The 26,870-nt window shown below is 73.0% G+C and carries 22 protein-coding genes and 2 pseudogenes; 13 read left to right on the top strand and 11 right to left on the bottom strand.

Annotated features, from left to right (window positions below):
- Positions 1–109 precede the first annotated feature (109 nt).
- Positions 110–1,348 carry a sensor histidine kinase gene (locus tag CLV40_RS12260; protein ID WP_245931236.1) on the top strand — a complete coding sequence of 413 codons (1,239 nt, stop codon included), beginning with the start codon at positions 110–112 and terminating at the stop codon, positions 1,346–1,348.
- A complete protein-coding gene (locus CLV40_RS12255) occupies positions 1,345–1,992 on the top strand; it encodes a response regulator (protein WP_104478972.1) in 648 nt (215 codons plus the stop codon). Before CLV40_RS12260 ends, CLV40_RS12255 begins: the two co-directional genes overlap by 4 nt.
- Positions 1,993–2,013: 21 nt before the next feature.
- Here the strand turns inward: CLV40_RS12255 and CLV40_RS12250 are convergent, their stop codons facing one another.
- From CLV40_RS12250 to CLV40_RS12240, 3 genes are all read right to left on the bottom strand, one after another.
- On the bottom strand, positions 2,014–2,604 hold the full coding sequence (locus tag CLV40_RS12250) for a dTDP-4-dehydrorhamnose 3,5-epimerase family protein (protein ID WP_104478971.1): 591 nt from the start codon (positions 2,602–2,604) through the stop codon (positions 2,014–2,016).
- Complete coding sequence (locus tag CLV40_RS12245) at positions 2,595–3,833, bottom strand: macrolide family glycosyltransferase (RefSeq protein ID WP_181043457.1); 1,239 nt, start codon at positions 3,831–3,833, stop codon at positions 2,595–2,597. The genes CLV40_RS12250 and CLV40_RS12245 overlap by 10 nt, the downstream gene beginning before the upstream one ends.
- Positions 3,834–3,898: 65 nt before the next feature.
- Entirely contained in the window at positions 3,899–5,143 is a 1,245-nt protein-coding gene (locus CLV40_RS12240; protein WP_181043456.1) for a macrolide family glycosyltransferase, read from the bottom strand.
- A 189-nt stretch (positions 5,144–5,332) separates the two neighbouring features.
- Here CLV40_RS12240 and CLV40_RS12235 point away from each other — a divergent pair, with 189 nt between their 5' ends.
- From CLV40_RS12235 to CLV40_RS12210, 6 genes are all read left to right on the top strand, one after another.
- On the top strand, positions 5,333–6,781 hold the full coding sequence (locus tag CLV40_RS12235; RefSeq protein ID WP_104478969.1) for an NDP-hexose 2,3-dehydratase family protein: 1,449 nt from the start codon (positions 5,333–5,335) through the stop codon (positions 6,779–6,781).
- Positions 6,778–7,788: a Gfo/Idh/MocA family protein gene (locus tag CLV40_RS12230; RefSeq protein ID WP_104478968.1), complete on the top strand. Its 1,011-nt coding sequence runs from the start codon at positions 6,778–6,780 to the stop codon at positions 7,786–7,788. Before CLV40_RS12235 ends, CLV40_RS12230 begins: the two co-directional genes overlap by 4 nt.
- On the top strand, positions 7,788–8,627 hold the full coding sequence (locus CLV40_RS12225; RefSeq protein WP_104478967.1) for an NAD-dependent epimerase/dehydratase family protein: 840 nt from the start codon (positions 7,788–7,790) through the stop codon (positions 8,625–8,627). The genes CLV40_RS12230 and CLV40_RS12225 overlap by 1 nt, the downstream gene beginning before the upstream one ends.
- A complete protein-coding gene (gene rfbA / locus CLV40_RS12220; protein ID WP_104478966.1) occupies positions 8,624–9,496 on the top strand; it encodes a glucose-1-phosphate thymidylyltransferase RfbA in 873 nt (290 codons plus the stop codon). Before CLV40_RS12225 ends, rfbA begins: the two co-directional genes overlap by 4 nt.
- The gene (rfbB, locus tag CLV40_RS12215) at positions 9,496–10,470 is read left to right on the top strand and encodes a dTDP-glucose 4,6-dehydratase (RefSeq protein ID WP_104478965.1); all 975 of its coding nucleotides are present in this window, start codon (positions 9,496–9,498) and stop codon (positions 10,468–10,470) included. Before rfbA ends, rfbB begins: the two co-directional genes overlap by 1 nt.
- 236 nt (positions 10,471–10,706) lie before the next feature.
- The gene (locus CLV40_RS12210; protein WP_104478964.1) at positions 10,707–12,059 is read left to right on the top strand and encodes a cytochrome P450; all 1,353 of its coding nucleotides are present in this window, start codon (positions 10,707–10,709) and stop codon (positions 12,057–12,059) included.
- Positions 12,060–12,281: 222 nt separating this feature from the next.
- Here the strand turns inward: CLV40_RS12210 and CLV40_RS12205 are convergent, their stop codons facing one another.
- From CLV40_RS12205 to CLV40_RS12195, 4 genes and pseudogenes are all read right to left on the bottom strand, one after another.
- Positions 12,282–13,019, bottom strand: a complete 738-nt coding sequence (locus CLV40_RS12205; RefSeq protein WP_104478963.1) for a metallophosphoesterase family protein — start codon at positions 13,017–13,019, stop codon at positions 12,282–12,284.
- 132 nt (positions 13,020–13,151) lie between these two features.
- Positions 13,152–13,334, bottom strand: a pseudogene (locus CLV40_RS40760) (FAD-dependent monooxygenase); the annotation flags it as partial.
- Between the two features lie 20 nt (positions 13,335–13,354).
- Positions 13,355–13,633, bottom strand: a pseudogene (locus CLV40_RS40755) (nucleotidyltransferase family protein); the annotation flags it as partial.
- Between the two features lie 135 nt (positions 13,634–13,768).
- Positions 13,769–15,262: a glycosyltransferase family 39 protein gene (locus CLV40_RS12195; RefSeq protein WP_104478961.1), complete on the bottom strand. Its 1,494-nt coding sequence runs from the start codon at positions 15,260–15,262 to the stop codon at positions 13,769–13,771.
- A 310-nt stretch (positions 15,263–15,572) separates the two neighbouring features.
- On the opposite strand from CLV40_RS12195, the gene CLV40_RS12190 reads away from it, so the two are divergent.
- On the top strand, positions 15,573–15,914 hold the full coding sequence (locus CLV40_RS12190; RefSeq protein WP_104478960.1) for a hypothetical protein: 342 nt from the start codon (positions 15,573–15,575) through the stop codon (positions 15,912–15,914).
- Between the two features lie 52 nt (positions 15,915–15,966).
- Here the strand turns inward: CLV40_RS12190 and CLV40_RS12185 are convergent, their stop codons facing one another.
- The 3 genes from CLV40_RS12185 to CLV40_RS12175 all read right to left on the bottom strand — a co-directional run bounded on the left by CLV40_RS12185 (position 15,967) and on the right by CLV40_RS12175 (position 20,867).
- Complete coding sequence (locus CLV40_RS12185) at positions 15,967–16,149, bottom strand: hypothetical protein (protein ID WP_104478959.1); 183 nt, start codon at positions 16,147–16,149, stop codon at positions 15,967–15,969.
- A gap of 110 nt (positions 16,150–16,259) precedes the next feature.
- A complete protein-coding gene (locus CLV40_RS12180; protein ID WP_245931235.1) occupies positions 16,260–19,541 on the bottom strand; it encodes a DUF2961 domain-containing protein in 3,282 nt (1,093 codons plus the stop codon).
- 114 nt (positions 19,542–19,655) lie between these two features.
- On the bottom strand, positions 19,656–20,867 hold the full coding sequence (locus tag CLV40_RS12175) for a macrolide family glycosyltransferase (RefSeq protein ID WP_104478958.1): 1,212 nt from the start codon (positions 20,865–20,867) through the stop codon (positions 19,656–19,658).
- A 150-nt stretch (positions 20,868–21,017) separates the two neighbouring features.
- On the opposite strand from CLV40_RS12175, the gene CLV40_RS12170 reads away from it, so the two are divergent.
- Entirely contained in the window at positions 21,018–22,622 is a 1,605-nt protein-coding gene (locus CLV40_RS12170) for a beta-N-acetylhexosaminidase (RefSeq protein ID WP_245931234.1), read from the top strand.
- A gap of 42 nt (positions 22,623–22,664) precedes the next feature.
- On the opposite strand, the gene CLV40_RS12165 is transcribed toward CLV40_RS12170, so the two are convergent.
- Positions 22,665–23,891, bottom strand: coding sequence for a macrolide family glycosyltransferase (locus CLV40_RS12165; protein WP_181043454.1), 1,227 nt, complete (start codon positions 23,889–23,891; stop codon positions 22,665–22,667).
- Positions 23,892–24,009: 118 nt separating this feature from the next.
- Between CLV40_RS12165 and CLV40_RS12160 the strand changes: the two genes are divergently transcribed.
- From CLV40_RS12160 to CLV40_RS12150, 3 genes are read left to right on the top strand one after another with little or no spacing between them, the layout of a single operon-like run.
- Positions 24,010–25,218 carry a macrolide family glycosyltransferase gene (locus CLV40_RS12160; protein WP_104478956.1) on the top strand — a complete coding sequence of 403 codons (1,209 nt, stop codon included), beginning with the start codon at positions 24,010–24,012 and terminating at the stop codon, positions 25,216–25,218.
- The gene (locus CLV40_RS12155) at positions 25,211–25,972 is read left to right on the top strand and encodes an FkbM family methyltransferase (RefSeq protein WP_104478955.1); all 762 of its coding nucleotides are present in this window, start codon (positions 25,211–25,213) and stop codon (positions 25,970–25,972) included. Before CLV40_RS12160 ends, CLV40_RS12155 begins: the two co-directional genes overlap by 8 nt.
- Positions 25,969–26,829 (top strand): aldo/keto reductase, encoded by an 861-nt coding sequence (locus CLV40_RS12150; protein ID WP_104478954.1) that lies wholly within the window; start codon positions 25,969–25,971, stop codon positions 26,827–26,829. Before CLV40_RS12155 ends, CLV40_RS12150 begins: the two co-directional genes overlap by 4 nt.
- The last annotated feature ends 41 nt before the right edge of the window (positions 26,830–26,870 follow it).

Here is a 26,870-nt window from a genome sequence, read left to right as displayed (position 1 = left end):
ACCTGTCAACCAAAGTTGTTTTCTTTTCCAAAAATCGACGACTTTCGTTGTTCGACGTTATTCGACCCATGTCCACCACGCGGACGCCCGACTCGATAACGTGTCCACCGTGTGGCAGGCGATCCTCCGCGCCCCCCGGCGCCACGACCCCGGGGACTCCCGCGAAACGGTGCGGCTGGCCGTCCTCGCGGCGCTGTTCGCCGCCCTGGACACCTCCCTGGCGCTCAGCGACGGCCCCACGACCGGCTGGCTCGGCCCGCACGCGGGCCTGGTGACCCAGCTCCTGGTGGACGCGTCGCTGCCGCTGCTGGCCCGCAGGCACCGCCCGGTCGCGGCGTTCGTGCTGGTCGTCGCGCTCGCGATGGCCGTCTCGGCGGCGGTCGCGCCCGGGCTGCTGGTCGTCGAGCACGGCGTCAGCCCGGTGACGGTGCCGCGGGCGACGCCGGTGGTGGTCATCGCGGTGGTGCTCCGCGAGGAGCGCGCGGTCGCCCTCGCGGTCACCGCGCTGTTCGCGGTGCTGGCGGGCCGATTGTGGTCACCCGATTGGTCGGTGACGCCCTTCGGCCTGCTGAGCACCGTCGGGCCCGCGCTCGGCGCGCTCTACTTCGACGCGCGCAAGGAGCTGATGCGGTCGCTGCGGGACCGGGCCGAGCGGGCCGAGCGGGAGCAGTCGCTGCTGGCGGAGAAGGCCCGGTTCGAGGAGCGGCGGCGGCTGGCCGCCGAGATGCACGACGTGGTCACCCACCGGCTGAGCCTGATCGTGCTGCACGCGGGCGCGCTGCGGCTGAGCTCGGCGGAGCCCGCCGTGCACCAGGCGGCGGACGACATCCGCGCGTCCGGGTCGCAGGCGATGGCCGAGCTGCGCGACCTCATGGGGGTGCTGCGCAGCGAGGAGAGCACCGGGCCGCTGGTGGAGAACACCGCCCCGGGCCCGGTCGCCGCCGACTTCCGCACCCTGGTCGAGGAGTCGGAGTCGGTGGGCATCCCGACCGGGATCGAGGTCGACGGCGCCGTGCGCGAACTCGCCCCGGTGGTCGCGCGGACCGCGTACCGGGTCGTGCAGGAGGCGCTGACCAACGTGCGCAAGCACGCGCCCGGCTCGCACGCGACGGTGTCGCTGCACTACACGCCCCGCGACGTCCGGCTCCGGGTCACCAACTCCGCGCCGGAGGGCCGGACGGACCCGGTGCTGCGCGCGGGCGGCTCCGGGGCCGGGTTGACCGGGTTGCGGTACCGCGTCGAGGTCATCGGCGGCACCCTGGACCACGGCCCCACCGGCGACGGCGGGTTCCGCGTTGATGCCACACTGCCCGTGTACGTCCCGACCCCGGAGAGCCGCGCCCCATGATCCGCCTGGTCATCGTCGACGACGAGCCGATGGTCCTCACCCACCTGCGCACCGTGCTGGAGTCGGCGGGCGACATCACCGTGGTCGCCCAGGCCCAGGACGGCGCCGAGGCAGTGGAGGCGGCCGCGGTGCACGAGCCGGACGTGATGCTGATGGACCTGCGCATGCCGGGCGTCGACGGGCTCACCGCCATCGCCCGCATCGCCCGGCTGCCGTCACCCCCCTCGATGGTCGCGCTCACCACCTTCGACGCGGACACCTACGTGCTGCGCGCGCTGCAGGCGGGCGCGTCGGGCTTCCTGCTCAAGGCCACCCCCGCCGAGGACCTGATCAGCCTGGTCCGCGCGGCGGCGGGTGGCCACACCGTGCTGTCCCCCGAGGCGATGCGCAGGCTCGTGTCGGCCTCGACCGGCGAGCAGCAGAAGGCCGACCGGGCCCGGCAGCGCGTGGAGGGGTTGACCGAGCGCGAGGAGGACATGCTCCGCTGCCTCGGTGAGGGCCTGTCGAACGCGGCCATCGCGGCGCGGCTGCACCTGTCCGAGGCGACGGTGAAGAGCTACGTCTCGCGCATGCTCGGCAAGCTCGGCTGCGCCAACCGCACCCAGGCGGGGCTGCTGGCGCACGAGGCGGGCCTGGTCAAGTAGCGCGCGTAGCGCGAGCAGCCCTCACCGCACCGCGTCGGCGAGCGCGGGCCGGTAGTGCGGGAGCACGCCGGACGCGGCGACCTCGGCGAGGGTGGGGGCGACGGCGTCCTTGTCGGACATGATGGGGGTGCCGGTCAGCTCCCAGGGGATGCCGATGGCCGGGTCCAGCGCCTGGATGTCGATCATCGTGCCGGGCACGTACTCGGTGTCGCACAGGTAGTTCATCACCGTGTTCGGCTCCAGCGCCAGGAACGCGTGCCCGAGGCCGTCCGGGACGAACACGCCGATGCCGGAGCCCGCCTCCTGCAGGGTCGTGTCGAACCGCCCGAAGGTCGGCGAGCCGATGCGCAGGTCGACCACCACGTCGAGCGCGGCGCCCTGCACGCAGGTGACGAGCTTCGCCTGGCCGGGCGGGACCTTGGTGCCGTGGATGCCGCGCAGGGTGTTCTTCGCCGAGATCGAGAAGTTGACCTGCTCGATCCGGTACGGCCTGCCGATCCGGGCGGAGATCTCGCTCTGCCGCCACGCCTCGAAGAAGCTGCCCCGGCGGTCCGGCAGGTGCCGAGGGGTGATCCGGAAGGCGTCCTTGACCGCCATCTCAACTATGTCCACGTCGTGTCGCTCCCTCTGTCCTCGGTGATCCCGGATCCCGCCGCGACGCGCTCCAGCACGTCCGCCGCCCGGCGCGCGCCACCCGCGGCGCGCGCGGCCGACCGCATCCCGGCGACCCGCGCGGCGACGGCGGTGTCGGCGGCGACCGCCAGCGCCGCGTCGCGGATCGCGGCGCCGGTGACCGCGCCCGAATGCACCCGCCCCAGGCCCAGTTCGGCGACGTGGCGGGCCGCCACCCTGGCGTCGGGCTGCTGCGGCACGGTGACCACCGGCACGCCGTGCCAGAAGGCGTCCATCAACGTGCCCGACCCGGCCTGGCAGACCAGCACGTCGGTGTGCGGCAGCACCTCGTTGTGGTCGAGCCAGGCGTACCGCTCGACGTAGTCCGGCCACGCGGCGGTGTCGGCGTCGAGGTGGTCGGCGGTGGTCATCACGACCCGCCAGCCGGTGCCCGCGAACGCCTCGGCGCACGAGCGGAAGAAGCCCGGGTTGTGCGTGGCCGAGGTGCCCAGCGAGATCAGCGCCACGGGCGAGCCGTCCGCCGGTGGGGTCCACGTGCCCGACGGCGGGGGCGGGTTGTGGGCGCCGACGAAGACGAAGCTGTCGTCGAAGCACTCGGCGCGGGGTTGGAACTCTCGCGGCACGAACACCAGGTTGGCCGCGGCCCGGCGGGCCCGGACCCGGTCGACGGCGCCCCCTGGGACCCCCAGAGCGGCGAGCCGCGCCGGGAGGGCGCGGTGGAAGGCCGCGACCGCGGGGTGCTCCGCGTCGAACCGCGGGCCGTCGGGATCGGGTTCGCTGCCGTTGACCGGTACCTCGTCGTTGCCCGCGAAACCGGGGAAGGCGCGCACCACGGGGCAGCCCGCGCGGTCGGCGACCAGTCCGCTCACGGCGGTGCTCAACGCGTCCTCGACGACGATGTCGACGGGGTGCTCGGCGAACGCGGCCCAGGCCGCGGGCAGCGCGGCGAACGCTTCCTCCAGGTAGTGCACGACGGCGGCGGCGAGGTCGTCGGCGGTGACGACTTCCGGTACGGCGGCGGGGAACTCGGAGCGGTAGGTGACGACCCGGGCGCCGGTGCGCGCGACGTCGTCGGCGTACCGGTCGGCGACCACGACGGTGACCTCGTGCCCGCGGTCGACCAGTTCCGCGGCCACCGGGAGGATCGGGCGCAGGTGCCCGTACCCGGGGAAGGTGAAGAACGCTGACCGGAGTCGCGAGGTGTCCACGTGCTCGACCCTAGGCGGGTGTCGCGCGGATGCCCATCGGCGGCGACCGCGAACCAGGTGATCACCTAGTGTCGGTTCCCGGTCCGCTGTGGAGCCAGGAAACCGTTGGCACCACTCGGATCCGCGCATTGTTCGAGCACGTCGGCCGCGCGGGTGGCGCCGCCCGCCGAGGCGAGGTGACCGCTCATCCGCCGGGCCCGCGCGGCGGTGCCGGGGTCCGCGGCGAGGGTGTCGACCAGGCGCCGGAGGGTGTCGGGGGTGACGTCGGCGGGGTCGAGCGCGGCGCCGAGGCCGAGTTCGGCGATCCGGTCGGCGTTGCCGCGCTGCTCGTCGGTCTGCGGCAGCGCCAGCACCGGGGTGGCGCAGGACAGCGCCTCCAGCAGGCTCCCCATCCCGGCGGCGCCGACGTAGACCGACGCGTGGGGCAGCACGGACAGGTGGGTGAGCCACCGGTGGAGTTCGACGTTCGGCGGCACCGTTCCGACCTCCTCCGGGGTCACCCGGGACCCCAGGGTCATCACCACGTGCCAGTCGGTGTCCGCGAACGCCTCGGCGCAGGCGCGGAAGAAGCCCGGCGCGGCGGCCGAGGTCGTGCCCAGCGACACCAGCACCACCCGCCGCTCCCCCGGCGGTGTCCACGGGTCGCGCGCCCGCGCGGGATCGGCGGTCGACCCGACGAACACCCGTCGCGGGGAGAAGTCGCCGTCGGGGTGGAACTCGCGCGGCACGAACACCAGCTCGGCGACGGCGTCGTCGCGCAGCAGCGTCGACATCACCGTGTCCGCGTCGAGGCCGTGGGTGGCGAGCCGGTCGATCTCGTCCTGCCACGCCTCGCGCAACGCGGGGTGCGCCAGCACGGCCGCCGGGTCGATCCCGGCACCGCCGCCGGATCGTCCACTCTGGACGTTGTCGGCGAAGTGGGCGTAGAGCCGGACGACCGGCACGTCCCAGCGCGCCCCGAGCAGCCGGGCGGTGTGCGGGGCGATGTCGTCGTGCAGCAGCAGATCCGGCCGGTCACCGGCCAGCGCGCGCTCGGCGGCGTCCAGCGGCGCGAACCCCTCGCGCAGCAACTCGGCCAGCATGCGCGCGGCGTCGTCGACGGATTCCGCGCGGCCGAAGGGTTCCGGGAAACTCGACTCGTAGGTCACCAGCCGCGCCCCCGAGACCCGCGCGGTGTCGGCGAGGCGGGAGGCGACGACGTGCGTGACGCGGTGGCCCCGGCGCCGGAGTTCCTCGACGACCGGTAGCACCGGCCGGACGTGCCCGACACCGGGGAAGCTGATGACGGCGTAGTGCCGCGACCAAGACACCGGACCACCTTGCCCGGCAAGGCGCCCGGTGTCGCTCCCTAGCCGCGCGGCACTGGAGGATTCCTTAGTCCCGGGCGGTTTCGGCGATGCTGGGGGTTCTCCCACTCCTGGCCCCGACCCGGCCCGCGGCGCCTTCGCGGGCACCAGACTCGGCGGTGCCCCCCAGTTCGTTTGTCCCAGGAGGACGATATGGCGCGTCACGGCGCGACAAGTCTGCTCCGGAAGCCGGACGTGACGCTGCCCCACCGCCTGGCGGTGTCCGCGGCCGCGCTCGACAGCGACGTGACCCCCAACGCGCTCGTCGACGGGTGGATCGCCGCCCGCAACGCCGCGCACCGGCACGAGGTCGACCGGATCGAGTTCGGCGACCTGCGGTTGTGGGGGTTCGACGAGCGCACCGGCGACCTGCGGCACCACAGCGGCCGGTTCTTCAGCGTGCAGGGCCTGTCGGTCGACACCGACTACGGGCACGTGCCGCACTGGTCGCAACCCATCATCAACCAACCCGAGATCGGCATCCTGGGCATCCTGGTGCGCGAGATCGACGGCGTGCCGCACTGCCTGATGCAGGCCAAGTCCGAGCCGGGCAACGTCAACGGCGTGCAGCTGTCGCCGACGGTGCAGGCGACCAAGAGCAACTACACCCGGGTGCACGGCGGCAAACCCGTGCCGTACCTGGAGTTCTTCCGCGACCCGCCACCGGGGCGGGTGATCGCCGACGTGCTGCAGTCCGAACAGGGCTCGTGGTTCTACCGCAAGCGCAACCGGAACATGGTCGTCGAGGTCACCGACGACCCGCGCTTCGACGACGCCGAGCTGCCGGCGGACTTCCGCTGGTTGACCCTGGGCCAGCTGCACACCCTGCTGCGCGCGGACAACCTGGTCAACATGGACGCCCGCACGGTGCTGTCCTGCATGCCCGCCCCCGCCTGGCCCGACCGGCCGGGCGCCGACGAGTTCCCGGCGTCGATCGCCCGCTCCGCCCGGCCCGACGCGGGTGGCCTGCACACCGCGACCGAGGTGCTGAGCTGGATCACCTCGCGGCAGTCCACGCACTACGTCGACACCCGGCCGTCCCCGCTGCGCGAGGTCGCGCACTGGCGCCGCACGCCGACCGAGATCTCCCACGAGCTGGGGCTGTACTTCAGCATCATCGCCGTCGACATCACCACCAACGGCCGCGAGGTGGGCAGCTGGAGCCAGCCGCTGGTCCGCCCGTTCGGCACCGGTGTGGTGGCGCTGCTGGTCAAGCGGGTCGACGGCGTGCTGCACGCGCTGGTCAACGCCCGCGTCGAACCGGGCTACCTGGACGTGGTCGAGCTGGCCCCGACGGTCCAGTGCACCCCCGAGAACTACACGCACCTGCCCGCCGCGACGCACCCGCTGTTCCTGGACGTGGTGCTCGGCAGCCGCCCGGAGCAGGTCCGCTTCTCCGCGCAGCTGTCGGAGGAGGGCGGGCGGTTCCACCACGCGTACAGCCGGTACGAGATCGTCGAGGTGCCCGCGGACTTCCCGAACGCGGTGTCCGACGACTACCGCTGGCTCACCGTCCGCCAGCTCGACGAGCTGCTGCGGCACAGCCACTACGTCAACGTGCAGGCCCGCAGCCTCATCGCGTGCCTGCGGGGACTCGGATGACGACCTCGCTGAGGGTCGGCCTGCTGGGCTGCTCGTCGGTCGCGCGGCGCAAGACCCTGCCCGCGCTGCGGTCGGCCAACGCGCGCGTGACCGCCGTGGCGGCGCGGTCGCCGGAGCGGGCGGCGGCCGTGGCCGACCCGCTGGGCGCGGCCGTGCGCGGGTACCACGACCTGGTCACCGGGGACGACGTCGACGCCGTCTACGTGTCCCTGCCGAACGCGAGCCACTTCGAGTGGACCCGGCGCGCGCTCCTGGCGGGCAAGCACGTGCTGTGCGAGAAACCGCTCACCACCACCGCGGCCCAGACCCGGGAACTGGTCGCGATCGCCGCGCGCCAGGGCCTGGTGCTGCGGGAGAACTTCACCTTCCCGTACCACCCGCAGCACGCGGAGGTCCGCGCCATGCTGGACGCGGGCCGGGTCGGGCCGCTGCGCACCTTCGCCGCGACCTTCCGGATCCCCCCGCTGCCCGGGGGCGACATCCGCTACCAACCCGGCCTCGGCGGCGGTTCGCTGCTCGACGCCGGGGTCTACCCGCTGCGCGCCGCCCGGCTGCTGCTCGGCCGCGGCCTCACCGTCGACGGCGCCGCGCTGCGCGTGGACAAGACCCGCGACGTCGACGTGGCCGGGCACGTGCTGCTGGTCTCCCCCGACGGCGTGTTCGCGTCGCTGGAGTTCGGTTTCCAGCACGGCTACCGGTCCCGCTACACCTACTCCGGCGGCTCCGGCTCGATCACCCTCGACCGGGCGTTCACACCCCCGCCGACCTGGCGGCCGGTCGTGCTGGTCGAGGAGCAGGACCGGCGCGAGGAGCTCACCCTGCCCGCCGCGGACCAGTTCGCCCTGGCCGTGGACTCGTTCGCCACGGCCGCCCTGCGCGGGCCGGACCCCGCGGTGGAGGCCGAGGCGGGCGACCTGTCCACCGACACCGCGCGCCTGGTCGACGAGGTGCTCACCAGCGCCGTCCGGGTGCCGGACCAGCCAACTCACCAGGAGGTGGGATCCTGATGGAGATCATCGGACACGGCTTCATCGCGGACCACGCCCGGCGCTACTTCGGCGACCGCCACCCGGACACCACGCTCATCGCGGCCGGGGTGTCCAGCGTGCTCGTCACCGACGTGTCGGCGTTCGAGCGCGAGGCCACGCTGGTCTACGAGACGCTGCGCCGCTGCCGCGCCGAGGGGCGCACCGCGGTGTTCCTGTCGACGGCGTCACCCGGCATGTACGGGGCGCCGGACTCGCCGGGCACCGAGTCCGGGCCGGTGTTCCCGCTGACCCCGTACGGCAAGCACAAGCTGGCGCTGGAGAGCGTGTGCGCGACCTCCGGCGCGCGGTGGCTGGTGCTGCGGTTGGCGCACCTGGTCGGCGCGGGCCAGCAGCGGCACCAGCTGATGCCGTCGCTGATCCGGCAACTGCTGTCCGGCTCGATCACCGTGCACTCGGGCGTGGCGCGGGACCTGCTGGACATCACCGACATGGTGCGGATCCTGGGTTTCCTGCGCGACGACGACGTGCGCGGCGAGGTGGTCAACGTGGCCTCCGGCAGGCCGGTGTCCATTGAGGACGTGGTGGACGGCCTGGAGCAGCGGCTGGGCACGCGGGCCGAGCGGTCGCTGGTGGAGATGCCGACCAAGCGCGCGGTGGTCAGCGTCGCCAAGCTGCGCGCGCTGGTGCCCGCGGTGGACGGGTTCGGGTTCGGCCCGGGCTACCTGTCCGCGCTGCTGGACCGGCACGTCGGCGCGCTGGCCGCGCCCGCGTACCAGGACCTGGCCAGGCAGGCGCCCGACCCGTGGCTGGCCGCCTCCGGCCAGGCGGGTTCCGACAACCTCCGGGAAAGGCGATGAAGGGCATCATCCTCGCGGGCGGCAGCGGTACCCGGCTGCACCCGGTGACGCTCGCCGCGTCCAAGCAACTGGTCCCCGTCTACAACAAGCCGATGATCTACTACCCGCTGTCGGTGCTGATGCTGGCCGCCATCCGGGACATCCTGGTCATCACCACCCCGGTCGACGCCCCCGCCTTCCAGCGGCTGCTCGGCGACGGCTCGGACCTGGGCATCAACCTCACCTACGCGGAGCAGCCGCACCCCAACGGCCTCGCCGAGGCGTTCATCATCGGCGAGGACCACATCGGCGACGACAGCGCGGCGTTGATCCTGGGCGACAACATCTTCCACGGCCCGGGGTTCTCGCAGCTGCTGCAGAGCAAGACCGTCGACCTCAAGGGCTGCGTGCTGTTCGGCTACGCGGTGTCGGACCCGCACCGGCACGGCATCGGCGAGATCGACGCGGAGGGGAACCTCGTGTCGATCGAGGAGAAGCCGAGCAACCCGCGGTCGAACCACGCGATCACCGGCCTGTACTTCTACGACAACGACGTCGTGGAGATCGCCAAGGGGCTGCGGCCGTCGGCGCGCGGCGAGCTGGAGATCACCGACGTGAACAACACCTACCTCGACCGCGGCCGGGCGAGCATGGTCAACCTGGGCCGCGGTTTCGCCTGGCTGGACACCGGGACGCACGAGTCGCTGCTCGACGCCGGGCAGTACGTGCGGACGCTGGAGGAGCGGCAGGGCACGCGGATCGCCTGCCTGGAGGAGATCGCGCTGCGGATGGGGTTCATCTCCGCCGAGCAGTGCTACGCGCTGGGCGAGCGGATCGCCAAATCCGGCTACGGCCGGTACGTCATGGAGATCGCGGGGGGCGTGCGCTGATGCGGGTCCTGGTCACCGGCGGCGCGGGGTTCATCGGCTCGAACTTCGTGCGCGGCGCGCTCACCGACCGCTACCCCGGGTTCACCCCGGACGAGCTGGTCGTGCTGGACAAGTTCACCTACGCGGGCAACCCGGCCAACCTGGCCCCGGTCGCCGACGACCCCCGCCTGCGCGTGGTGCGCGGCGACATCTGCGACCCGGCGGTGGTCAAGCAGGAGATGGCGGGCACGGACCTGGTCGTGCACTTCGCCGCCGAGTCGCACGTGGACCGTTCGATCGCGGGCGCGGCGGAGTTCGTGCTGACCAACGTGGTCGGCACGCAAACCCTGTTGCAGGGCGCGCTGGAGGCGGGCGTCGGCCGCTTCACGCACGTCTCGACCGACGAGGTGTACGGCTCGATCGACGAGGGCTCGTGGCCGGAGGAGCACCCGCTGGCCCCGAACTCGCCGTACGCGGCGTCGAAGGCGTCGTCGGACCTGATCGCGCGCGCGTTCCACATCACCCACGGCCTGGACGTGGTGATCACCCGCTGCTCCAACAACTACGGCCCGTACCAGTTCCCGGAGAAGGTCATCCCCCTGTTCGCCACCAACCTGCTCGACGGCGGACAGGTCCCCCTCTACGGCGACGGCCTGAACGTTCGGGACTGGCTGCACGTCGACGACCACTGCGCGGGCATCCACCTGGTGGCGACCCGGGGCCGCGCGGGCGAGGTCTACAACATCGGCGGCGGCACGGAGCTGACCAACCGGGAGCTGACCACCCGCCTGCTGGAAATCACCGGCCGGGACGAGTCGGCGATCCGGCCGGTGGCGGACCGGTTGGCGCACGACCGGCGGTACTCGGTGGACATCACCAAGATCAGCGGGGAGCTGGGGTACCGGCCGTCGGTGCCGATCGAGCGGGGCCTGCGCGAGACGGTCGAGTGGTACCGGGCCAACCGGTCGTGGTGGGAACCGCTCAAGGCCGGGTAGCTCGTAGTGGACCGGATTCGCCGCGCGGGCGAATCCGGTCCACTCGGTTCAGGTGCGGGACAGCGCCGGGCTGCGCGCGTTCTGCGGTTGGTGGTCGCGCACCCGGTGCTTGTCCGGCGGTTCGGGACCGGCGCACGGGTGACGGCGTTCACCAGGACGAGTTACGCCGGTTGGTGGGTGGCCGGGCCGGCCCTAGCGTGGAGTACCGCGTACCACGGCGACCGAAGGCGGCCTCGATGACCGACATCCCCCTGGCACCGGGCGCGCTGGCGCTGGTGGGGCACGCGGTGCCCCTGATGCGCGACCCGTTGGCGTTCCTGCGGTCCCTGACCCGGTACGACGACGTGGTGGGGGTGCGCCTCGGGCCGGTGCGGGCCGTCGTGGTCACCGGCGGGGACACGGCGGACCGCGTGCTGCGCGACGACCACCTGTTCGACAAGGGCGGCCCGTTCTGGGACCGGGTCCGCGAGTTCGCGGGCAACGGCCTGTCCTCCTGCCCGCACGCCGCGCACCGGCGCCAGCGGCGCGTGGTGCGACCCGCCTTCCACGCCGACCGGCTCCCCGGCTACGCGGCGGCGATGCTGGCCCAGGCGCAGGCCGTCACCGCCCCGTGGCGCGACGGCGACACCATCGACGTGGTTGAGGACATGGTCGACATCACCGCCCGCACGGTCGCGGTCACCATGCTCGCCGAGGGCCTGCCCGCCGCCGAGACCGAGCAGGCGCTGGGCGACGTCACCACGTTGATGTCCGGCCTCTACCGCCGGATGATGCGGCCTGGGTTCGTCAACGACCTGCCGACACCCGGCAACCGCGCCTACCACCGGGCGGTGGCCCGGCTGCGCGGCGCGCTCGGCCGGGTCGTGGTCGACCGCCGGGCGGCGCCCGCCGACCACGGGGACCTGCTGTCCGCGCTGCTGGCCACCTACGACATGCCGGACGACGCCGAGCTGGTCGACCAGCTCGTCACGTTCTTCATCGCGGGCGCCGAGACCTCGGCCGGGTGCCTGGCGTGGACGCTGCACTACCTCGCCGAGCGCCCGGACCTGCAGGACCAGGTCCGCGCCGAGGCGGCGCGAATCCTGGTGGACCGCACCGCGCCCACCCACGCCACGGTCACGGGCCGGGTGATCGCGGAGTCCCTGCGGATCCGCCCGCCGGTGTGGATGGTGACCCGGGTCGCCACCGCGGACACCGAGCTGGCGGGCCACAAGATCCCGGCGGGCACGGCGGTGGTCGTCAGCCCCTACCTCCTGCACCACCGGGAGGACGTCTTCCCGCGCGCCGACCACTTCGACCCCGACCGCTGGCTGGACGGCGAACCGCACCGCACGGCCTACCTCCCGTTCGGCAGCGGCGCCCGCACCTGCGTCGGCACCCGCTTCGCCAACACCGAACTGGCGATCGTCCTCGCCACGGTCCTCAACCACTGGCGCGTCGACCCGCCGCACCCCGACGCGGTCGTGCGCGCGGTGCCCGCCGCCACCCTCCGCCCCCGCGACCTGCGGCTGCGCCTGACCGCCCGCCCCACCATCCCCGATCCGCGCGCCGTCCGGCAGTCGGAGACCAACCGACCGCAACCGGCATAGCGGCAACGCGTACACCGTCGACCTACCGGCGGACGAGTGGCCGGATGGTCGCCATCGCACGCTTCCGCCGGAACTTCGGCCTGGACGCCCGACCGCGCGAGCGGCCTGGCGCGGTGGATCCTCGGCTACGTCGTGGTCAGCGTGATCGGCCTGGTCGGGAGTCCGAGGCGGATCAGACCGCCTGGTCGGCGTGGCTGGGGCGGTGCCGTCCAGCTACGCGGCTCAAACCGGGCGGGCGAAATGGGTGAGCGCCTCCTCGTCGGACGCGGTGGTCAGGATGTAGTCCTCGACCCATCGGGCGATCGTGGGGTCGGGGCAGGCTTCGGCGATCTCCGTTGCCGCGGCGGTGATGTCGAACCCGGTGCGGCGGAGGTCGGTGCCGGGGCCGAGCAGTGCCCAGTGCGCGCCGGAGCGGCCATAGGGCATACCGACGCTGCCCGGGTTCACCACGAGTCGGCCGTGCGCGAGCCTGGCGAACGGCATGTGGGTGTGGCCGCACACCACGGTGCCGACGGCGGCGTCCAGGTCGGCGAACACCTCCGCCCAGCGGCCCAGGGCCGAGTCGACCACGACGACCTCGTCGTCCCGGCGCGGTGTGCCGTGGCAGAACAGGACATCGCCGTGTCCCGCCACGGGAAGTCGGACCGTGTCCGGCAGGTCCGCGAGCCAGTCGATCCGATCGGCAGGCAACCGGGACGCCGCCCACGCCGCAGCGCCCGCGGGGCCGCGGCCGGTACGGGCGTGCTCGACCACCGCCCGGTCCGCGTTCCCGCTGATCACGGTGACCCGGTCGCCCAACTCGGCGAGCATGTCCAACACCTCGGCGGGCTGCGGGCCCGCGGTGGTGTCGCCGGTGACCACGATCCGGTCGGCGCACAGCACCTCGGGTTCGGCCAGGACCGCGGCCAGCGCGGGCGCGACGCCGTGGATGTCGGACAGGACCGCGACCCTGGTCAGCATGTCCCCAGTATGGAACCGCGGCCGAGAACCGTGTCCGGCAACCGCCGCCGAGCCGTCCGCCGGTGCGCGGCGCCGCGAGCGTCCACGCCAGGCCGGTCGCGTCCCGGATCGCCGCCACGCACCGGCGCGGCGTCAACTCCTCGAACGGGCGCCCGGCTCGCCCGCGGCCGGCACGGCGTTCTCCACACCAACGCCACGCGGCAGTTCCATCGCGCGCGTGGTCGAACCTCTCGCGCGCGGGCGCGCCGAAGTGGTCGCGTGGCGTTCCACGAGCACGCACCCGACCCTCTGAACAGCAAGGAGCACCGAGGCCGGCTCCCCGCAGCCCGCCGCAGCGCGCCGCCACGACCCAGCGGCCTCCCCTCCACGAGCACCCGCACGCGCGACGACAGGGACAACGACGCCACGTACTCGACGATGGCGTGACCGAGGTAGCCCGCGGCCACGACGACCTCCTCCACCCCGGAGGCGGCCGGCCAGCCGAGCTGGTGCCCCAGGATCGGCACGCCCCGCACCTCGACCAGGGGTCTGGGACGCGCGTCGGTGAGGGGTCGCAGCCGGTCCCCGCGGCCACTGGCGAGGATGACCGCCTGCCGAACGCGTGGCCCGCTCACGGCGCCTCCGGGTAGGTCGAGGTCGTGCGCGCCTCCGGTTCGATCCTTCGGCCCACCGGCCACGGAGTCGAGCGGCCGAGCGCGTGAACACGACGCGCGGGCTCCCTGAGCGACCCGGTCACCCGGCGGCGGGCGTCACTGGGTCCGCAAGTCCGGCCAGAGCGCGTCCCAGGGCTCATGGAGTCCTGTATAGAGGGTGGCGAAGTCCGGTGCCAGTGGGATCTCGGCCGTGAAAGCCGTGTGGAGGGCGGGGTTCGGGGTGCCGACGAACAGGACGCTGTCGTGGTGGTCGTCTGGGTGGCCGAAGTAGAAGTAGCCGCGGTGGCCGCTGTAGGCGCGTGGGAGGTCTCGGGCGGGGCCGTAGAGGTCGACGGCGGCGGCGAAGACGTAGCTGTCGGTCATGATGGCGGTTCGGGCCCGCTGCTCGGGGGGCAACGCGGTGTAGAGGGCGGCGATGCCGTCCACCAGCGGTTCCAGTTGCCCCTCAGCGACCGTGTACTGCTTGGCGGTCGCCACCAGCGGCAGGTCCGGCAGCTTCTCCGCCACCGCGCGGGAGAACACCGGCAGGCTGATCACCGACACGGCCAGCGAGAGCAGGACCACCGCGCCCGCCACCAGTGCACGCGGTGTCGTCCAGCGGAAGCGCTCCAGGGCGGTCGCGCCCGCGGCGATGGGCAGTGCGTAGAGGCTGAACAGGTAGTACGAGCGGCCGTCGAGGAGGGCGAAGGCGACGACGATCGCGATCGTGGCCACGCCGAGGTAGCGGAAGGCGGCCAGTTCCCTCGACACCACCAAGCGGGCCAGGCCGCAGAGGACGAGCAGGACGCCCATGAGGAGCCCCGCGCCCGCCAGGCCCTCCCACAGGTACCGCCCGGTACCGGCGAACTCCTTGGCGACGACGTCGGTCATCCGCGCGTACGGCCAGCCGTTGGCGACTTGCCAGACGAGGTTGGGAGTGGTCGCGACCACGGCGATGAGGGCGCCCACCCAGAGCAGGGGCCGCCGGGGAAGGGTCCGAGGACCGAGGGCCACCGCGGCGAGGAGCACCGCGGCCCAGAGCGCGGGAACCAGGAACTTCGTCTGCAACGACAGGGCGGTGACCGCGCCCGCCGCCAGCAGCAGCCGGTCGTCGGGCCTGCCCTCGCGGTGCTGACGGGTCCACCGCACCAGCAGCCACACGATCACGGTCCAGAAGAACGGGTCCAGGGAGTACGTCGCCAGCCAGTGGCCGATGCGGACGGCGCCGGACAGCGCGTACGCGAACGCCGCCGCCGTCTGCGCCCGTCGGCCGCCGCCGAGTTCGCGGGCGATGAGGGCGGTGAGGACGACCCCGCCGACGCACGCGAGGGTGGCCGGGAGCCTCAGCACCGGCAGCGAGCCGGGGGCCAGGTGGTCGGCCAGGGCCGCGAGCGCGGGGACCAGCGCGGGCTGGTCGAAGTAGCCCCAGGCCAGGTGGTCACGACCCGCGACGACGAAGTAGGCCTCGTCGAAGAAGTAGCCGTAGTTGCGGCTCGCGAGGTACATCAGCGCGCCGGTGACCGCGGCGACGAGCCCCACCGGCCACCCCGCGAACTGCGGGGTGCGCGGGGGGTCGGCGGCGGGCGCCGGGAGCGCGTCAACTGTGAACATGACTCGAGTACAACCCGTGATGGGTTGGTCACGCTACAGCCGCCGGGCGGGAACGGGATCAACCAAGGTGGCCCGCGGGTGCCGAACCGACAACATTCGTGTTCACTCGATCGTGCGGAACCGGGGCTGACCTCCACGGATAGCCGCCGGGCCCGATCGACAACCATCGGCCGGCGCCGCACAACTTTCTCCCGCAGCGCCAGACCCGGGTACCCATTAAGCTGGGACGAGCATTCTGTACCCTTCACATGCCCAACCGAAATGCGTCCGCCGAAAGGCGGAGCGACACGGAACCGAATAGGAGTCAGGCGTGGGTTCGAAAAAGATTCAGCTCAACCGGGGGGCCAGCGCGGCGGAGGCGCTGCGGGTCGCGCGGGGCGCGCTGGAGGACCGGGGCTACCGCTGGGTGCAGACCGGTGACACCAGGGCCGAGGCGCACGAGGGCGGCGCGGAGATCACCAAGAAGCACGACACGCGGCTGCGGGTGGACCTGGAGGTGGACGGGTCCGACCTCGTCCTCAAGCAGGGCACGCACGGCGGCGGCGGGTTCGCCGCGGGCCTCGGCCCGCTGACCGCCATGGGCGTGACCAGCAAGTTCAAGAAGGCCCGGCACTCCGTGGAGGACGCGCTCAAGAGCGCCGGGCTGGCCTAGCGGCGCCGGTCGGTGTCCGGCCCGCCGCGCGCGGGCCGACACCGGGTCCGCCTCAGGCCTTCGAGGAGGTGGCGCTGATCTTGAGGAACACCAGCCCCGCGAGGATCGCCGCGGCCGCGCCGATCTTGCTGACCACCAGCGCGTCCGCGTCGGTCAGGCCGGTGATGCCGCCGATGATGAGCGCGACGCCCACGGCCAAGGCGATGACGCGGGAACCCGCCGAACGCTGTTTCATGACATTCTCCCTGGAATCGTCGAGAACGGGGACGGAGCCGTCGAATGAGCGCACCCGCGACCGGTGGCGGTGGCTTCTCCAGCGATGATAATCATCGATCGCCCGCAGTGTCACCGCAGGGTGAGGGAAAAGCGATCGAACCCCAGGAAGTAGGCGGTCGAGTTCGCATTCCTGCCAGTGGCGGTGACGGTCAGCCGGTGCGTTCCGGCGGTGAGGGAGATCCTCCCGGTGGAAATGTTGGGCAGGCGCGGTCCGTCGACCCGGTGGGTGTCGAACGGGGTGCCGACGGCAGTCCCGTCGACGCCGACGGCGCCGATCCCGCGGTTCGGATCGGCCACCCACGTGGTCGTCAGGTCGTACGTACCCGTTTTCGGCACGGTGAACACGGCGGTGGTGTGATCGCCCTCGGTGGTGGCGGCGAGAATCGCGTAGGCGGTGTCGGAGGCGCTCGGGTCGGTGAGCACCAGCACCCCGGTGGACCCGCTCTCCGGCGGCACCAGGTCCTCGGCCTCGATGTCCAGCCGCATGCCGCTGGTGGCCCCCGCGACGGCGGACGGCGGGCCCGACCGGCCTGCGGCGTCGACGGCCACGACGCGGTAGTTCCAGGGGTCGCCGAGACCGAGGTCGCGGTGCCGGTAGGCGGGTCCGGTGGTGGTGCCGACGAGCGTGGCGGGGGTGATCGGCACGTCCGGTGTCCGGGCGGCGTGCACCTCGTAGCCCGCGATGGCGGCGTTGTCGGTCGCCGGGGCCCAGGTCAGGTCGACGGCGTTGGTCTCGGCGGACACGGCCACGAGCCCGGCCACGACGCCGGGCGCGGTCGTGTCGGCGTAGGGCGCGACCTCGCTGACGACCCGGTAGCGGGCGGCGGACCAGGGCGCGGACCCGGCCGTGGGCCGCAGTTCGACGGTGATGTGGTCCTTGCCCGCGGTGCGGGCCGGTGGGATGGCGAACCCGTCCTCGAGCCAGCGGGCGTGCTCGTTGTCGCGCGGCTGCCACCAACGTCCGGCGGAGACGCCGTCGACGAGGACCTCGACGCCCTGCCCGGCCCTGCTCTGGTCGCCGAGCCGGTGCAGTCGCGCGCCCCGGTTGGCGGGGTCGACGGCGACGGTGAACTCGACGGGCCCGGTGGACGCGCGGGTGGGGCGCGGGAGCGGCGCCTCGAAGCCCGCGCCCTCGAAGGCGCTGGTGACGGCGCCCTCGGACTCCCGGACGGCCTGGTAGTCGTGGGCGTCACGGCTGGCGGCGTCGGCGAGGTCGACCACGTCGGTCTGCCGCAGCCCCAAGGCGTCCTGGCCGTACCAGTACGCGGTCCAGCTCTCCCCCGCCGGGTCCTCGTTGACCGAGCCGTGCTCGATGCCGAGGCGCAGCCCGGTGCCGAAGGCGATGGCGTCGGCCATGAACACGCGGCTCATGCTCGCGCAGATGACCGCGCAGCCGTCGCCCTGGGCCTCGAAGGCGGGGCTGCCGGTGAGGAAGCCCGAAACGGTGTAGCCGCCGAGGAAGTACCACCCGGCCTCGTAGAAGTCCTCGGTCCCGGTGCCGTGCCACGCCGGGCCGGCCGAACCGTCCACATAAGCGCGTTCGTCACCTTCCTCGAAGTCGTACGGGTTGGCCCGCCCGGCGGCGCCGCGCATCACCTGGGTCACGCCACGCAGCACGCCCCGGCCGCGCGCGTCCAGCAGCGGGACGTCCTGCTTGGCGGGCACGCTCGCGGCTTCGCCGTGGGTGGCGTGGAAGTAGCCGATGGCGCCGGCGGCCAGCGCGGCCGGAGTCCCCTTGTCCGGCGCGGCGGTCACCTCCAGCACGGCGCCGGTCACGGGCACACCGGAGCCGTTGACCAGCTCGACGGTGGCGTTCGCGGCGAAGGGCATGGGCCACCAGGCGGTGTACCAACCGCCGGGGGTGGCGTCGATCGAGGAGAGCAGCGAGCGGCTGTCGAACTCGCCGAGGCCGGAACCGAAGAACTCGCCGACGGGCGCGTCGACGGTGGTGCGCCCGTCGAAGGTGGCGCGCAGCCGCAGGCCGGCGAGCACGGCGTCGGAGCGGTCCAGCTCGGCGGGGTCGGCGGCGAAGCGGTTGTCGTAGCGGCCCTGCCAGATGACGTTCGTGGCGGAGTACGCGTGCGCCTGCTCGGTGCCGGGCTGCCACGGGCCGGTGTCGAACACGTCGGTGCGGGTCCAGGAGGTGCCGAGTCTGCTGTGGACGTCGTAGCGGAACTCGGCGAAGGGCGTGCGGGCCTCGGTGGTCACGGTGATCCTGGACTTGCCCGCGGTCGCGGTGGCCGGGAGTTCGACGGATTGGGCGGCCCACTGCCCGGCGGGTCCCGCCGGGGTGCTCGCCCACTCGCCTGCCGGCTTCCCGTCGACGAGGATGGTGGCCCGCTGCCCGGCGAGGTCCGCGTCATAGGTGCGGGTGAGACGGACACCCCGGTTGGCGGGATCGATGCGGACCGTGAACGCGCTCCGCCCGCCGGCGTCCAGGTGCCGCCCGTCGTCGTTGCGCCGTGGACTGGCCACGACCTGGGGTAACGACAACCGGACCTGGGTCACGCGGGCGGGACCGTTCAGACGCAAAAAGTTGACGGACGCCCCGGCTGGGACGTCCGTCGTGGTGGTGCTCACCCGCGCGCCTGGCACTGGTGGTTTTGGGTCGGCGACCCCGTAGGACCGTAATCGGTCGAGGACGTCCTGCGCGCGGTCCGCTGGGTCGAAGGTGGTGATGCCGTCGGCGTCGGCGAACTCGCGGTGGTCGACGTGGAAGTAGAGCGGGTTGATGCCGGTGGTCACGCGCATGGATTCCCGGTACGGCATGGGCACCTTGATGACCATGGCGCCGCGGGACTCGTAGGTGTTGGCCACCAGCGGCCAGGCGAAGGGCGCGCCGAGCTTGCCGTCGACGATGTCGCCGATGCGTCCGCTCAGGACCGTGCGGCCGTCGAGCTCGACGGTGACGGTGTTGTCCGCGAGCGACGCGTTCGTGACCGCGGTCCGCACCGCGGCGGACTGGCCGGCGAGTTTCGCCGCTACGCCGGGGTTCGCGCGTTCATCCGCGGGGACGTCGCCGACGAACCACAGCGACGTCAACTCCCCCGCGCCGACTCTGTCGGCCACCACGCACCCGGTTCCGGTGACGCGCAGGCAGGAGTACGTGCCGAAACCGCCGTCGTCGTTGGTGCCCGCGCGGTCGAAGCTGGAGAACTGGCCGGTGTGCTCACCGACGCGCAGCCCGTCGATGGCCTCGGTCTGCCGGTAGGTCTCCCAGCCGACCGGCGCCTTGTCGGGGGCGGGCGCGTTGAGTTCCGCGCCGTCGGCCTTCTTCTGGGACAGGATCAGGATGACGATCAGGACCAGCAGCAGCAGTCCCGCGCCGTTCTTCGCACCCTTGCTAGCCATCGCCGCACACTCCGGTTCACGCTCGTGGTCTCGGTGCGCGTCCTCGCGGCACCGCCGCCGAGACTAGGAGCACGTCCCGCCGGGACAAGGGCATGCGGTGCGCGGACTAGGGAATCACCTAGAAACCGTTGCGGTGAGGTAAGATTCGACAGTGTTGGCCGCCTCGGACACTCCGCCGCCCGCGCGCAGCTCGGCGCGGGCGGCGGCCAGCCGTTCCGCGACAACGGGATCGGCGGACACCTGGTCGACGGCTTGCCGGAGTGCGTCGGCGGTGACCTCGGCGGCGGGCAGGTGGGTGCCGACGCCCAGTTCAGCGACCCGGGCGGCGTTGCCGAACTGGTCGACGCCCTGCGGGATGGCCACCATCGGCACCCCGTACCACAACGCCTCGACGCAACCGCCCATGCCGGCGTGGGTGACGAAGGCGGAAGCGTGTTCCAGCACGATGAGCTGCGGCACCCGCTCGTACACCCGCACGTGCGCCGGCGCGTCCAGGGTCGCCGCGTGCTTGCCCGCGACGAGGACCACGTGCCAGTCGGTGTCGGCGAACGCCTCGACGCACGTGCGGTAGAAGTCGGGGCGGTCGTTGAACGAGTTGCCCAGCGACACCAGCACGACCCGCCTGCCGTCGGCCGGGGGCGTCCAGCTGCGGTCGTCGAGCCGTTCGCGGGCGAGGCAGGGGCCGACGAACCGCACGGACTCGGGTGCGCGTTCGGCGCCGGGCTGCATGGCGCGCGGGACCAGCGACAGGGTGCCGTCCGGTTGGCCCTGGAGGGCGTGGGCGCCGCCGGTGATGCCGTTGTCGGCGAGCCAGGCGTCGGCGAGTTCGTAGTAGCGGGCGGCGGAGTCGGCGGAGCCGAGCCCGGCCAGCACCTCCGCGTCGGGCTCGGTGTCCGGTTCGGACCAGACCATGGGCATGATGGCCAGGGTGACCGCCGGGACTCCGTGGCGGCGGGCGAGCACCTGGCCCGCCATCGCGCCCGGGTCGCACAGCACCAGGTCCGGCGGGGTGTCGAAGTGGGCGGTCAGCCGGGGCAGCTGGATCATGGCCTCGCGGAGGAAGACCTGCATCACCTCGCCGGCGTCGACGGGGATCGCGCCGATGCCGGAGGCGCCCGTGGCCGGGTCCGGCAGCAGCGACGGGTGGGCCACGAACTCCACAGTGGACCGTTCCGCGACGACCCGGTCGAACAGGCCGCGCACGGACTCCCCCGCCGACACGCTGACCCGGTGGCCGCGCGCGGCGAGCTCGTCGACCAGCGCCAACCAGGGGTAGATGTGGCTCGGCGACGTGACGGCGACGATCGCGATGCGCCCACTCGGCATGCGCCGCACGCTACCGCCGCCGCCGCCGGGGACCTCCCGGGTACCGCGCGGCGTTAGGGGTTTCCCCAGTCCTGGCCGCCACCGCCGGTCGGCTTGCCCGGTTTCGATTTGACTGCGGGCGACCTGCCCACCGCTCTCCCGGGGGATATCGTGATCCACTTAGCTAGGCGGTCCCGCGCCTGGTCGGCCGCGCTGGTCGTCGTGTCCGGCGTGCTGGTCGCCGGACCCGCGCCCGCCGCCTCCGCGCAGCCCGCTTTCTCCACTTTGGACACCCTGTTGCCGAAGCCCGTCTCGGTGCGGGCGCGGCCGGGGGCGTCGTTCCGGCTCGACCAGGCGACCACCGTCTCCGTGCCGCCCGGGGCGGGCGAGGTGCGCGAGGTCGCCGATCTGCTGGGGTCGGAGCTGCGCCCGGCCACGGGGTACGCGCTGCCGGTGGTGACCTCCGCCGCGGCGCGGCCGAACACGATCTCGCTGCGGTTGACCGGGGACGAGCGCGAGATCGGGCCCGAGGGGTACCGGTTGGACGTCACCCCCGGCGGGGTCACCGTGGAGGGCGCGACCGCCGCGGGGCTGCGCAACGGGGCGCAGACGGTGAAGCAGCTGTTGCCCGCGCGGATCGAGAGCGAGCGGCGGCAGCCGGGTCCGTGGACGGTGCCGGGCGCGCGGGTCGTCGACCGGCCCCGCTACGCCTACCGGGGCGTGATGCTGGACGTGGCCCGGTACTTCTACCCGCCGGACGCGGTGCGGCGGTTCATCGACCAGGTGTCGACGTACAAGTACAACCACCTGCACCTGCACCTCACCGACGACCAGGGCTGGCGGATCCAGATCGACAGCTGGCCCCGGCTGGCCACCTACGGCGGCAGCACCGCGACCGGCGGCGGCCCCGGCGGCTACTACACCAAGGCCGAGTACCGCGACCTGGTCGAGTACGCGCGGCGGCGCGGGGTGACGGTGGTGCCGGAGATCGACATCCCGGGGCACACGACGGCGGCCCTGGCGTCCTACGCGGAGCTGAACTGCGACGGCGTGGCACCGCCCCTCTACACCGGCTACGACACCGGCTTCAGCTCGCTGTGCCTGGGCAGGCCGGTGGTGGACCGGTTCGTCGACGACGTGATCCGCGAGGTCGCGGCGCTGACCCCGGGGCAGTACGTGCACGTCGGCGGCGACGAGGTGCAGGGCACCCCGGAGGCGGACTACGTGGCGTTCATGGACCGCGCGGCGGCCACGGTGGCGAAGTACGGGAAGCGGCCGATGGGCTGGAACTCGGCGCTGGAGGGACGGACCCCGTGGGGCCCGGGCTCGGTGAGCCAGTACTGGTACGCGTGGCCGGACGACCCGACCGCGGTCCGCTCGGCCGCGCAGGGGGCGAAGCTGCTGCTGTCCCCGGCCAACCGGGCCTACCTGGACATGAAGTACACCGTCGACGCGCCGAAGTACGGCCAGACCTGGGCCGGCTTGGTGGAGGCCGCCGACGCGTACGGCTGGGACCCGGACGCGGCGATCACGGACCTGCCGACGGCGTCGGTGCTGGGGGTGGAGGCGACGATGTTCACCCAGGTGACACCGGACGAGAAGAGCCTGCAGTTCATGCTCTTCCCCCGCCTGCCGGAACTCGCCGAGGTGGCCTGGACCCCGAAGACGGCCCAGAACTGGACGGACGCCCGGGTCCGCGTGGCGGCCCAGGCCGAACGGTGGGACCTGTGGGGCGTGAACTACTACCGTTCCCCGCAGATCCCTTGGCCCAACTGAACAATCCGGTGGGGTGGTCCGGCCAGGACCACCCCACCGGGGTCAGGCGATCACGTCCTCGATCACGTCCACCGCGCGCCGCGCGCCGCCCGCGGTTCGCATGGCCTCGCGCATCGTGGTGAGGCGGGCGGGTAGGTCGCCGTCCTGGAGTGCGGCCAGGAGTTCGGCCACCGCCTCCCCCACCGGCTTGGCGCCGAGGTTGTCGCGCGGCACGACGCGGCCCAGGCCGAGGCCGGTGACCTGTTCTGCGACGAGGTCCTGTTCGGTCAGCTGGGGCAGCAGGACCACCGGTGTCCCCGTCCACAGGGCTTCGGTGACGCTGCCCATGCCCGCGTGCGAGACGAACACGTCGGTTTCCGCCAGCAGGGCCAGCTGCGGCACCCAGCGGCGCACCTCGACGTTGGCGGGCAACGGTTCCAGGTCCGCCGGGTCGACCTGGTTGCCGACCACGAGCACCACTCGCCAAGGGCGGTCGGCGAACTCGCGGACGCACTCGGTGAACAGCCGTCGTTGGCTGGTGTAGCCGAAGGTGCCGAACGCGACGACCACCAGTGGATCCGTTCCCTGGCGGGGTTTCCAGTCGTCCTCGAAGGCGCGGTCGGTCAGGCACGGGCCGACGAAGGCGAAGTCGTCGTCGAAGTGGTCGGCGCCGACCTGGAGTTCGCGGGGCAGGAACACCAGGCTCCGGCGCAGGGTCGAGGTGTCCGCCCGGAACTCCTCGGGGGTCAGGTCGACGCCGTGGCTCTCCAGCGCCTGCACCACGGCCTCGCGTTCGCCGGTGATCGCGGGGTGGGTCGGGTCGATGTCCGGGTGCTGCCCGAGGAACCGCAGGTACGGGTTGAACTCGTCGGTGAACGCGATGGTCGTGCAGAGCCGGATCGCGGGCACGCCCCACTTCAGCGCCAGCAGGCGTCCGGTGTGGAAGGCCGTCAGGTCGTGCAGGACGACGTCGGGGTGGTCGTCCGCCAGGGCGTCGTGGGCTTGGGCGAGCGGCGCGAAGCCCTCCTCGGTGATGGTGCGGATCGAGCGGTGGAACTCCTCCGACGACACCTCCCCCGGCGGCTTGATGACCAGGTCCAGCGACTTCGGCATCACGTTGTCGTACAACAGGGGTTCGGCGCCCGCGGCCTTGACCGCGTCGGCGAACTCCGGTGTGGTCGCGAACGTGACGCGGTGGCCGCGGCGGACCAGTTCCGCCACCACCCCCAGGGTCGGGTTCACGTGGCCGTGCAGGGGAAAGGTGAAGAACGCCGCGTGCACCGCGATCACCGCCTCCAAGTCGCTTGCGGATGCTCGTCCCGATCAGACCAGCGGCATCATGGGAAGGTCACTAGACTTCCCCGCGCGCCAGGGGATCCGGTGATCGGCGCGGCTACCGTTCGGGCCTATGCCCCGGCAGCGCGACGTCCTGTTCCTGCTCTACCCCACGCACGGCCACGTGCGGCCGAACCTCGCCGTCATCGCCGAACTGGCGCGGCGCGGCGACCGGGTCCGCGCGGTGGTGTCCGGGCGGTTCGCCCCCGAGGTCGCGGCGGCCGGTGCCGAACCGGTGCTGTTCGACCCGCCGCTGGCGGAACTGCCGTCGCTGGCGGGGTTGACCGAGGCGGAGTGGGCGGAGGCGAGCAAGGACGTCTTCCTCGACGTCATCAAGGCGACCCGGGCGGTGGTCGAGCACGCGGAGTCCGACCCGCCCGCGGTCGTGGCCTTCGACTCCGCGCTGTGGGCGCCCGCGCGGGTGACCGCCGCGCGGCTCGGCGTGCCCGCGGTGCAGCTGGTGCCGACGTCGATCGACCGCGAGCCGTTCACCCCGGGCAGCGTCCGGATCGGGGCCCGCGACGACGACGCCGAGTGGGACCGGCTGGTGTCCTTCGGCGCGGCGCTGGTGTCGCTGTTCGACGCGCACGGGGTGCCGGGGACGTCGTTCGAGTCGTTCACCGCGCGGCCGGGCGAGCGGACGGTCGCGTTCGTGCCCAGGGACTTCCAGCCCGAGAGCCACCGGTACGGCGACCGGTACACCTTCGTCGGCCCCTGCCTGGCACCGCCGGACGGGACGCCGAGCTGGCGCCCGCCCGCGGACGATCGGCCGGTCCTGCTGCTGTCGCTGGGCACCACGTCCAACGACCGGTTGTCGCTGTTCACCGACTGCGTGGCGGCCTTCGCCGAGTCGCCGTGGCACGTGGTGATCACGCTGGGCGGCCGGTTCGACCCCGGCGCGCTGGGGCCGCTGCCGCCGTCGATCGAGGCGCACGGCTGGCTGCGGCACCCCGAGGTGCTGGCGCACGCGCGGGCGTCGGTGAGCCAGGCGGGGATGGGCAGCGTCATGGAGTCGCTGGCGCACGCGGTGCCGGTGGTGGCGGTGCCCAGCCACCCGGAGGCCATCGCGAACGCGCGCCGGGTCGGCGAACTGGGGTTGGGCCGGTGGCTGCCCGCCACCGAGGTGTCGGGGGTCGCGGTGCGGGCGGCGGTGGACGCCGTGGCGGGCGACGCCGACACGGCCCGGCGGCTGTCCGCGATGCGGGCGCACATCGACCTGTCCGGCGGGGCACGGGCCGCGGCGGACGTCATCCAACGAGTCACGGAGGAAGACTGTGAGTGACACCAGTGCCGTCGGGGTCGAGGACATCAGCCTCGTGGAGCTGTCGGCCGACTACCGGTGCTACGCGCCCACCGACCCCGACGGGCACTACCTGGAGCTGCGGTTCGTGTACGCCGAGATCCTCGAGGGCGACACCTACTCGGCGGAGATCGGGAAGCTGCCGCCGGACGCGCTGGTGCTCGACATCGGCGCGAACGTCGGCATGTTCTCGTACGCGGTGAAGCGGGCCCGGCCGGGCGCGACGGTGCTGGCGTTCGAGCCGATGCCGCGCACCATCGGCGCCCTGCACCGCAACATCGAGCTGCACGGGCTCGACGGCGTCACGGTGTACCCGGTGGCGCTGGGCACCGAGGAGTCGACGGCGGAGTTCACCTTCTACCCGCAGGCGCCCGCGAACTCGACGCGCTACCCGGAGCAGAAGACGTTGCTGATCGCGCTGCTGGAGACCGCGCTCACCATCGAGGTGCCGGTCACGACCGTGGCGACCGTGCTGGCGGGCCGCGCCGAGGACGGCCCGATCGACCTGGTGAAGATCGACGTCGAGGGCGCGGAGCTGGAGGTCCTGCGCGGGTTCTCCGACGCGGACTGGGCGCGGGCCGCGGCGTTCGTGGTCGAGGTGCACGACTTCGACGGCAACCTGGCCGCGGTGCGGTCGCTGCTGGCCGAGCGCGGGTACGACGTCGTGGTGACCCCGGCCCCGCTGATCCCGGAGGAGCAGGCCATGTACCTGGTCCACGCCCGGCGGCCCGCGTGACGGCAGCCACCTTCGCGCTGGGCGGCGACCTGGTGGTCCACCGCACCGGCTTCGGCGCGCTCCGCCTGACCGGCGAGGGCGGCTGGGGCCTTCCCCCGGACGTCCCCGCCGCCCGAGCCGTCCTCCGGCGGGCGGTGGAGCTGGGCGTGGACCTGATCGACACCGCCGACGCGTACGGTCCGGGGAGCAACGAGGAGCTGATCGCCTCGACCCTGCACCCGTACGCGCCGCGGCTGGTGGTGGCGACGAAGGTGGGGCAGTGCCGCCCGGCGCCGGGCGTGTGGGTCCCGCTGGGCAGGCCGGAGTACCTGCGCCAACAGGTGGAGCTGAGCCTGCGCCGGCTGCGCGTGGCGCGGTTGGACCTGTTGCAGCTGCACCGGATTGATCCGCTGGTGCCGGTGGCGGAGCAGTTGGGTGTGTTGGCGCAGTTGCGGTCGGAGGGGAAGGTCCGGCACGTCGGGCTGTCGGAGGTGACGGTGGCGGAGCTGCGGTCGGCGCGGGAGTTCGTGCCGGTGGTGAGCGTGCAGAACCGCTACAACCTGACGGATCGCAAGCACGAGGCGGTGGTGGAGTACTGCGAGCGTGAGGGGATCGGGTTCATCCCCTGGCACCCGGTCGGGAAGGGGTCGCTGACCCGCGGGGGTGGCGCGATCGCGGACGTGGCCGGGGAACTCGGGGCCACGGCGTCCCAGGTGGCGTTGTCGTGGCTGCTGCACCGGTCCCCCGCCATCCTGCTGATCCCGGGGACGTCGTCGGTGGCGCACCTGGCGGAAAACCAGGCAGCGTCCCGGTTCACCCTGTCGTCCGACCAGTACCGGCGACTGGACGCGATCACTCCGGTGCCGCAGACCGTCTGATCTCGACGACTGTGCCCCGCCACCTGCTCGGTGGCGGGGCA

It is taken from the genome of Actinokineospora auranticolor (assembly GCF_002934265.1).
GTDB classification, from domain to species: Bacteria; Actinomycetota; Actinomycetes; order Mycobacteriales; family Pseudonocardiaceae; genus Actinokineospora; species Actinokineospora auranticolor.
This window is presented reverse-complemented; position numbering and strand designations above follow the sequence as displayed.

What these genes read in the sequence shown, in the direction of transcription:
- CLV40_RS12255 (WP_104478972.1), top strand. Translation starts at nt 1,345, where the DNA reads ATGATCCGCCTGGTCATCGTCGACGACGAGCCGATGGTCCTCACCCAC.
- CLV40_RS12235 (WP_104478969.1), top strand. Translation starts at nt 5,333, where the DNA reads ATGGCGCGTCACGGCGCGACAAGTCTGCTCCGGAAGCCGGACGTGACG.
- CLV40_RS12230 (WP_104478968.1), top strand. Translation starts at nt 6,778, where the DNA reads ATGACGACCTCGCTGAGGGTCGGCCTGCTGGGCTGCTCGTCGGTCGCG.
- CLV40_RS12225 (WP_104478967.1), top strand. Translation starts at nt 7,788, where the DNA reads ATGGAGATCATCGGACACGGCTTCATCGCGGACCACGCCCGGCGCTAC.
- rfbA (WP_104478966.1), top strand. Translation starts at nt 8,624, where the DNA reads ATGAAGGGCATCATCCTCGCGGGCGGCAGCGGTACCCGGCTGCACCCG.
- rfbB (WP_104478965.1), top strand. Translation starts at nt 9,496, where the DNA reads ATGCGGGTCCTGGTCACCGGCGGCGCGGGGTTCATCGGCTCGAACTTC.
- CLV40_RS12210 (WP_104478964.1), top strand. Translation starts at nt 10,707, where the DNA reads ATGACCGACATCCCCCTGGCACCGGGCGCGCTGGCGCTGGTGGGGCAC.
- CLV40_RS12205 (WP_104478963.1), bottom strand. Translation starts at nt 13,019, where the DNA reads ATGCTGACCAGGGTCGCGGTCCTGTCCGACATCCACGGCGTCGCGCCC.
- CLV40_RS12195 (WP_104478961.1), bottom strand. Translation starts at nt 15,262, where the DNA reads ATGTTCACAGTTGACGCGCTCCCGGCGCCCGCCGCCGACCCCCCGCGC.
- CLV40_RS12185 (WP_104478959.1), bottom strand. Translation starts at nt 16,149, where the DNA reads ATGAAACAGCGTTCGGCGGGTTCCCGCGTCATCGCCTTGGCCGTGGGC.
- CLV40_RS12180 (WP_245931235.1), bottom strand. Translation starts at nt 19,541, where the DNA reads ATGGCTAGCAAGGGTGCGAAGAACGGCGCGGGACTGCTGCTGCTGGTC.
- CLV40_RS12175 (WP_104478958.1), bottom strand. Translation starts at nt 20,867, where the DNA reads ATGCCGAGTGGGCGCATCGCGATCGTCGCCGTCACGTCGCCGAGCCAC.
- CLV40_RS12160 (WP_104478956.1), top strand. Translation starts at nt 24,010, where the DNA reads ATGCCCCGGCAGCGCGACGTCCTGTTCCTGCTCTACCCCACGCACGGC.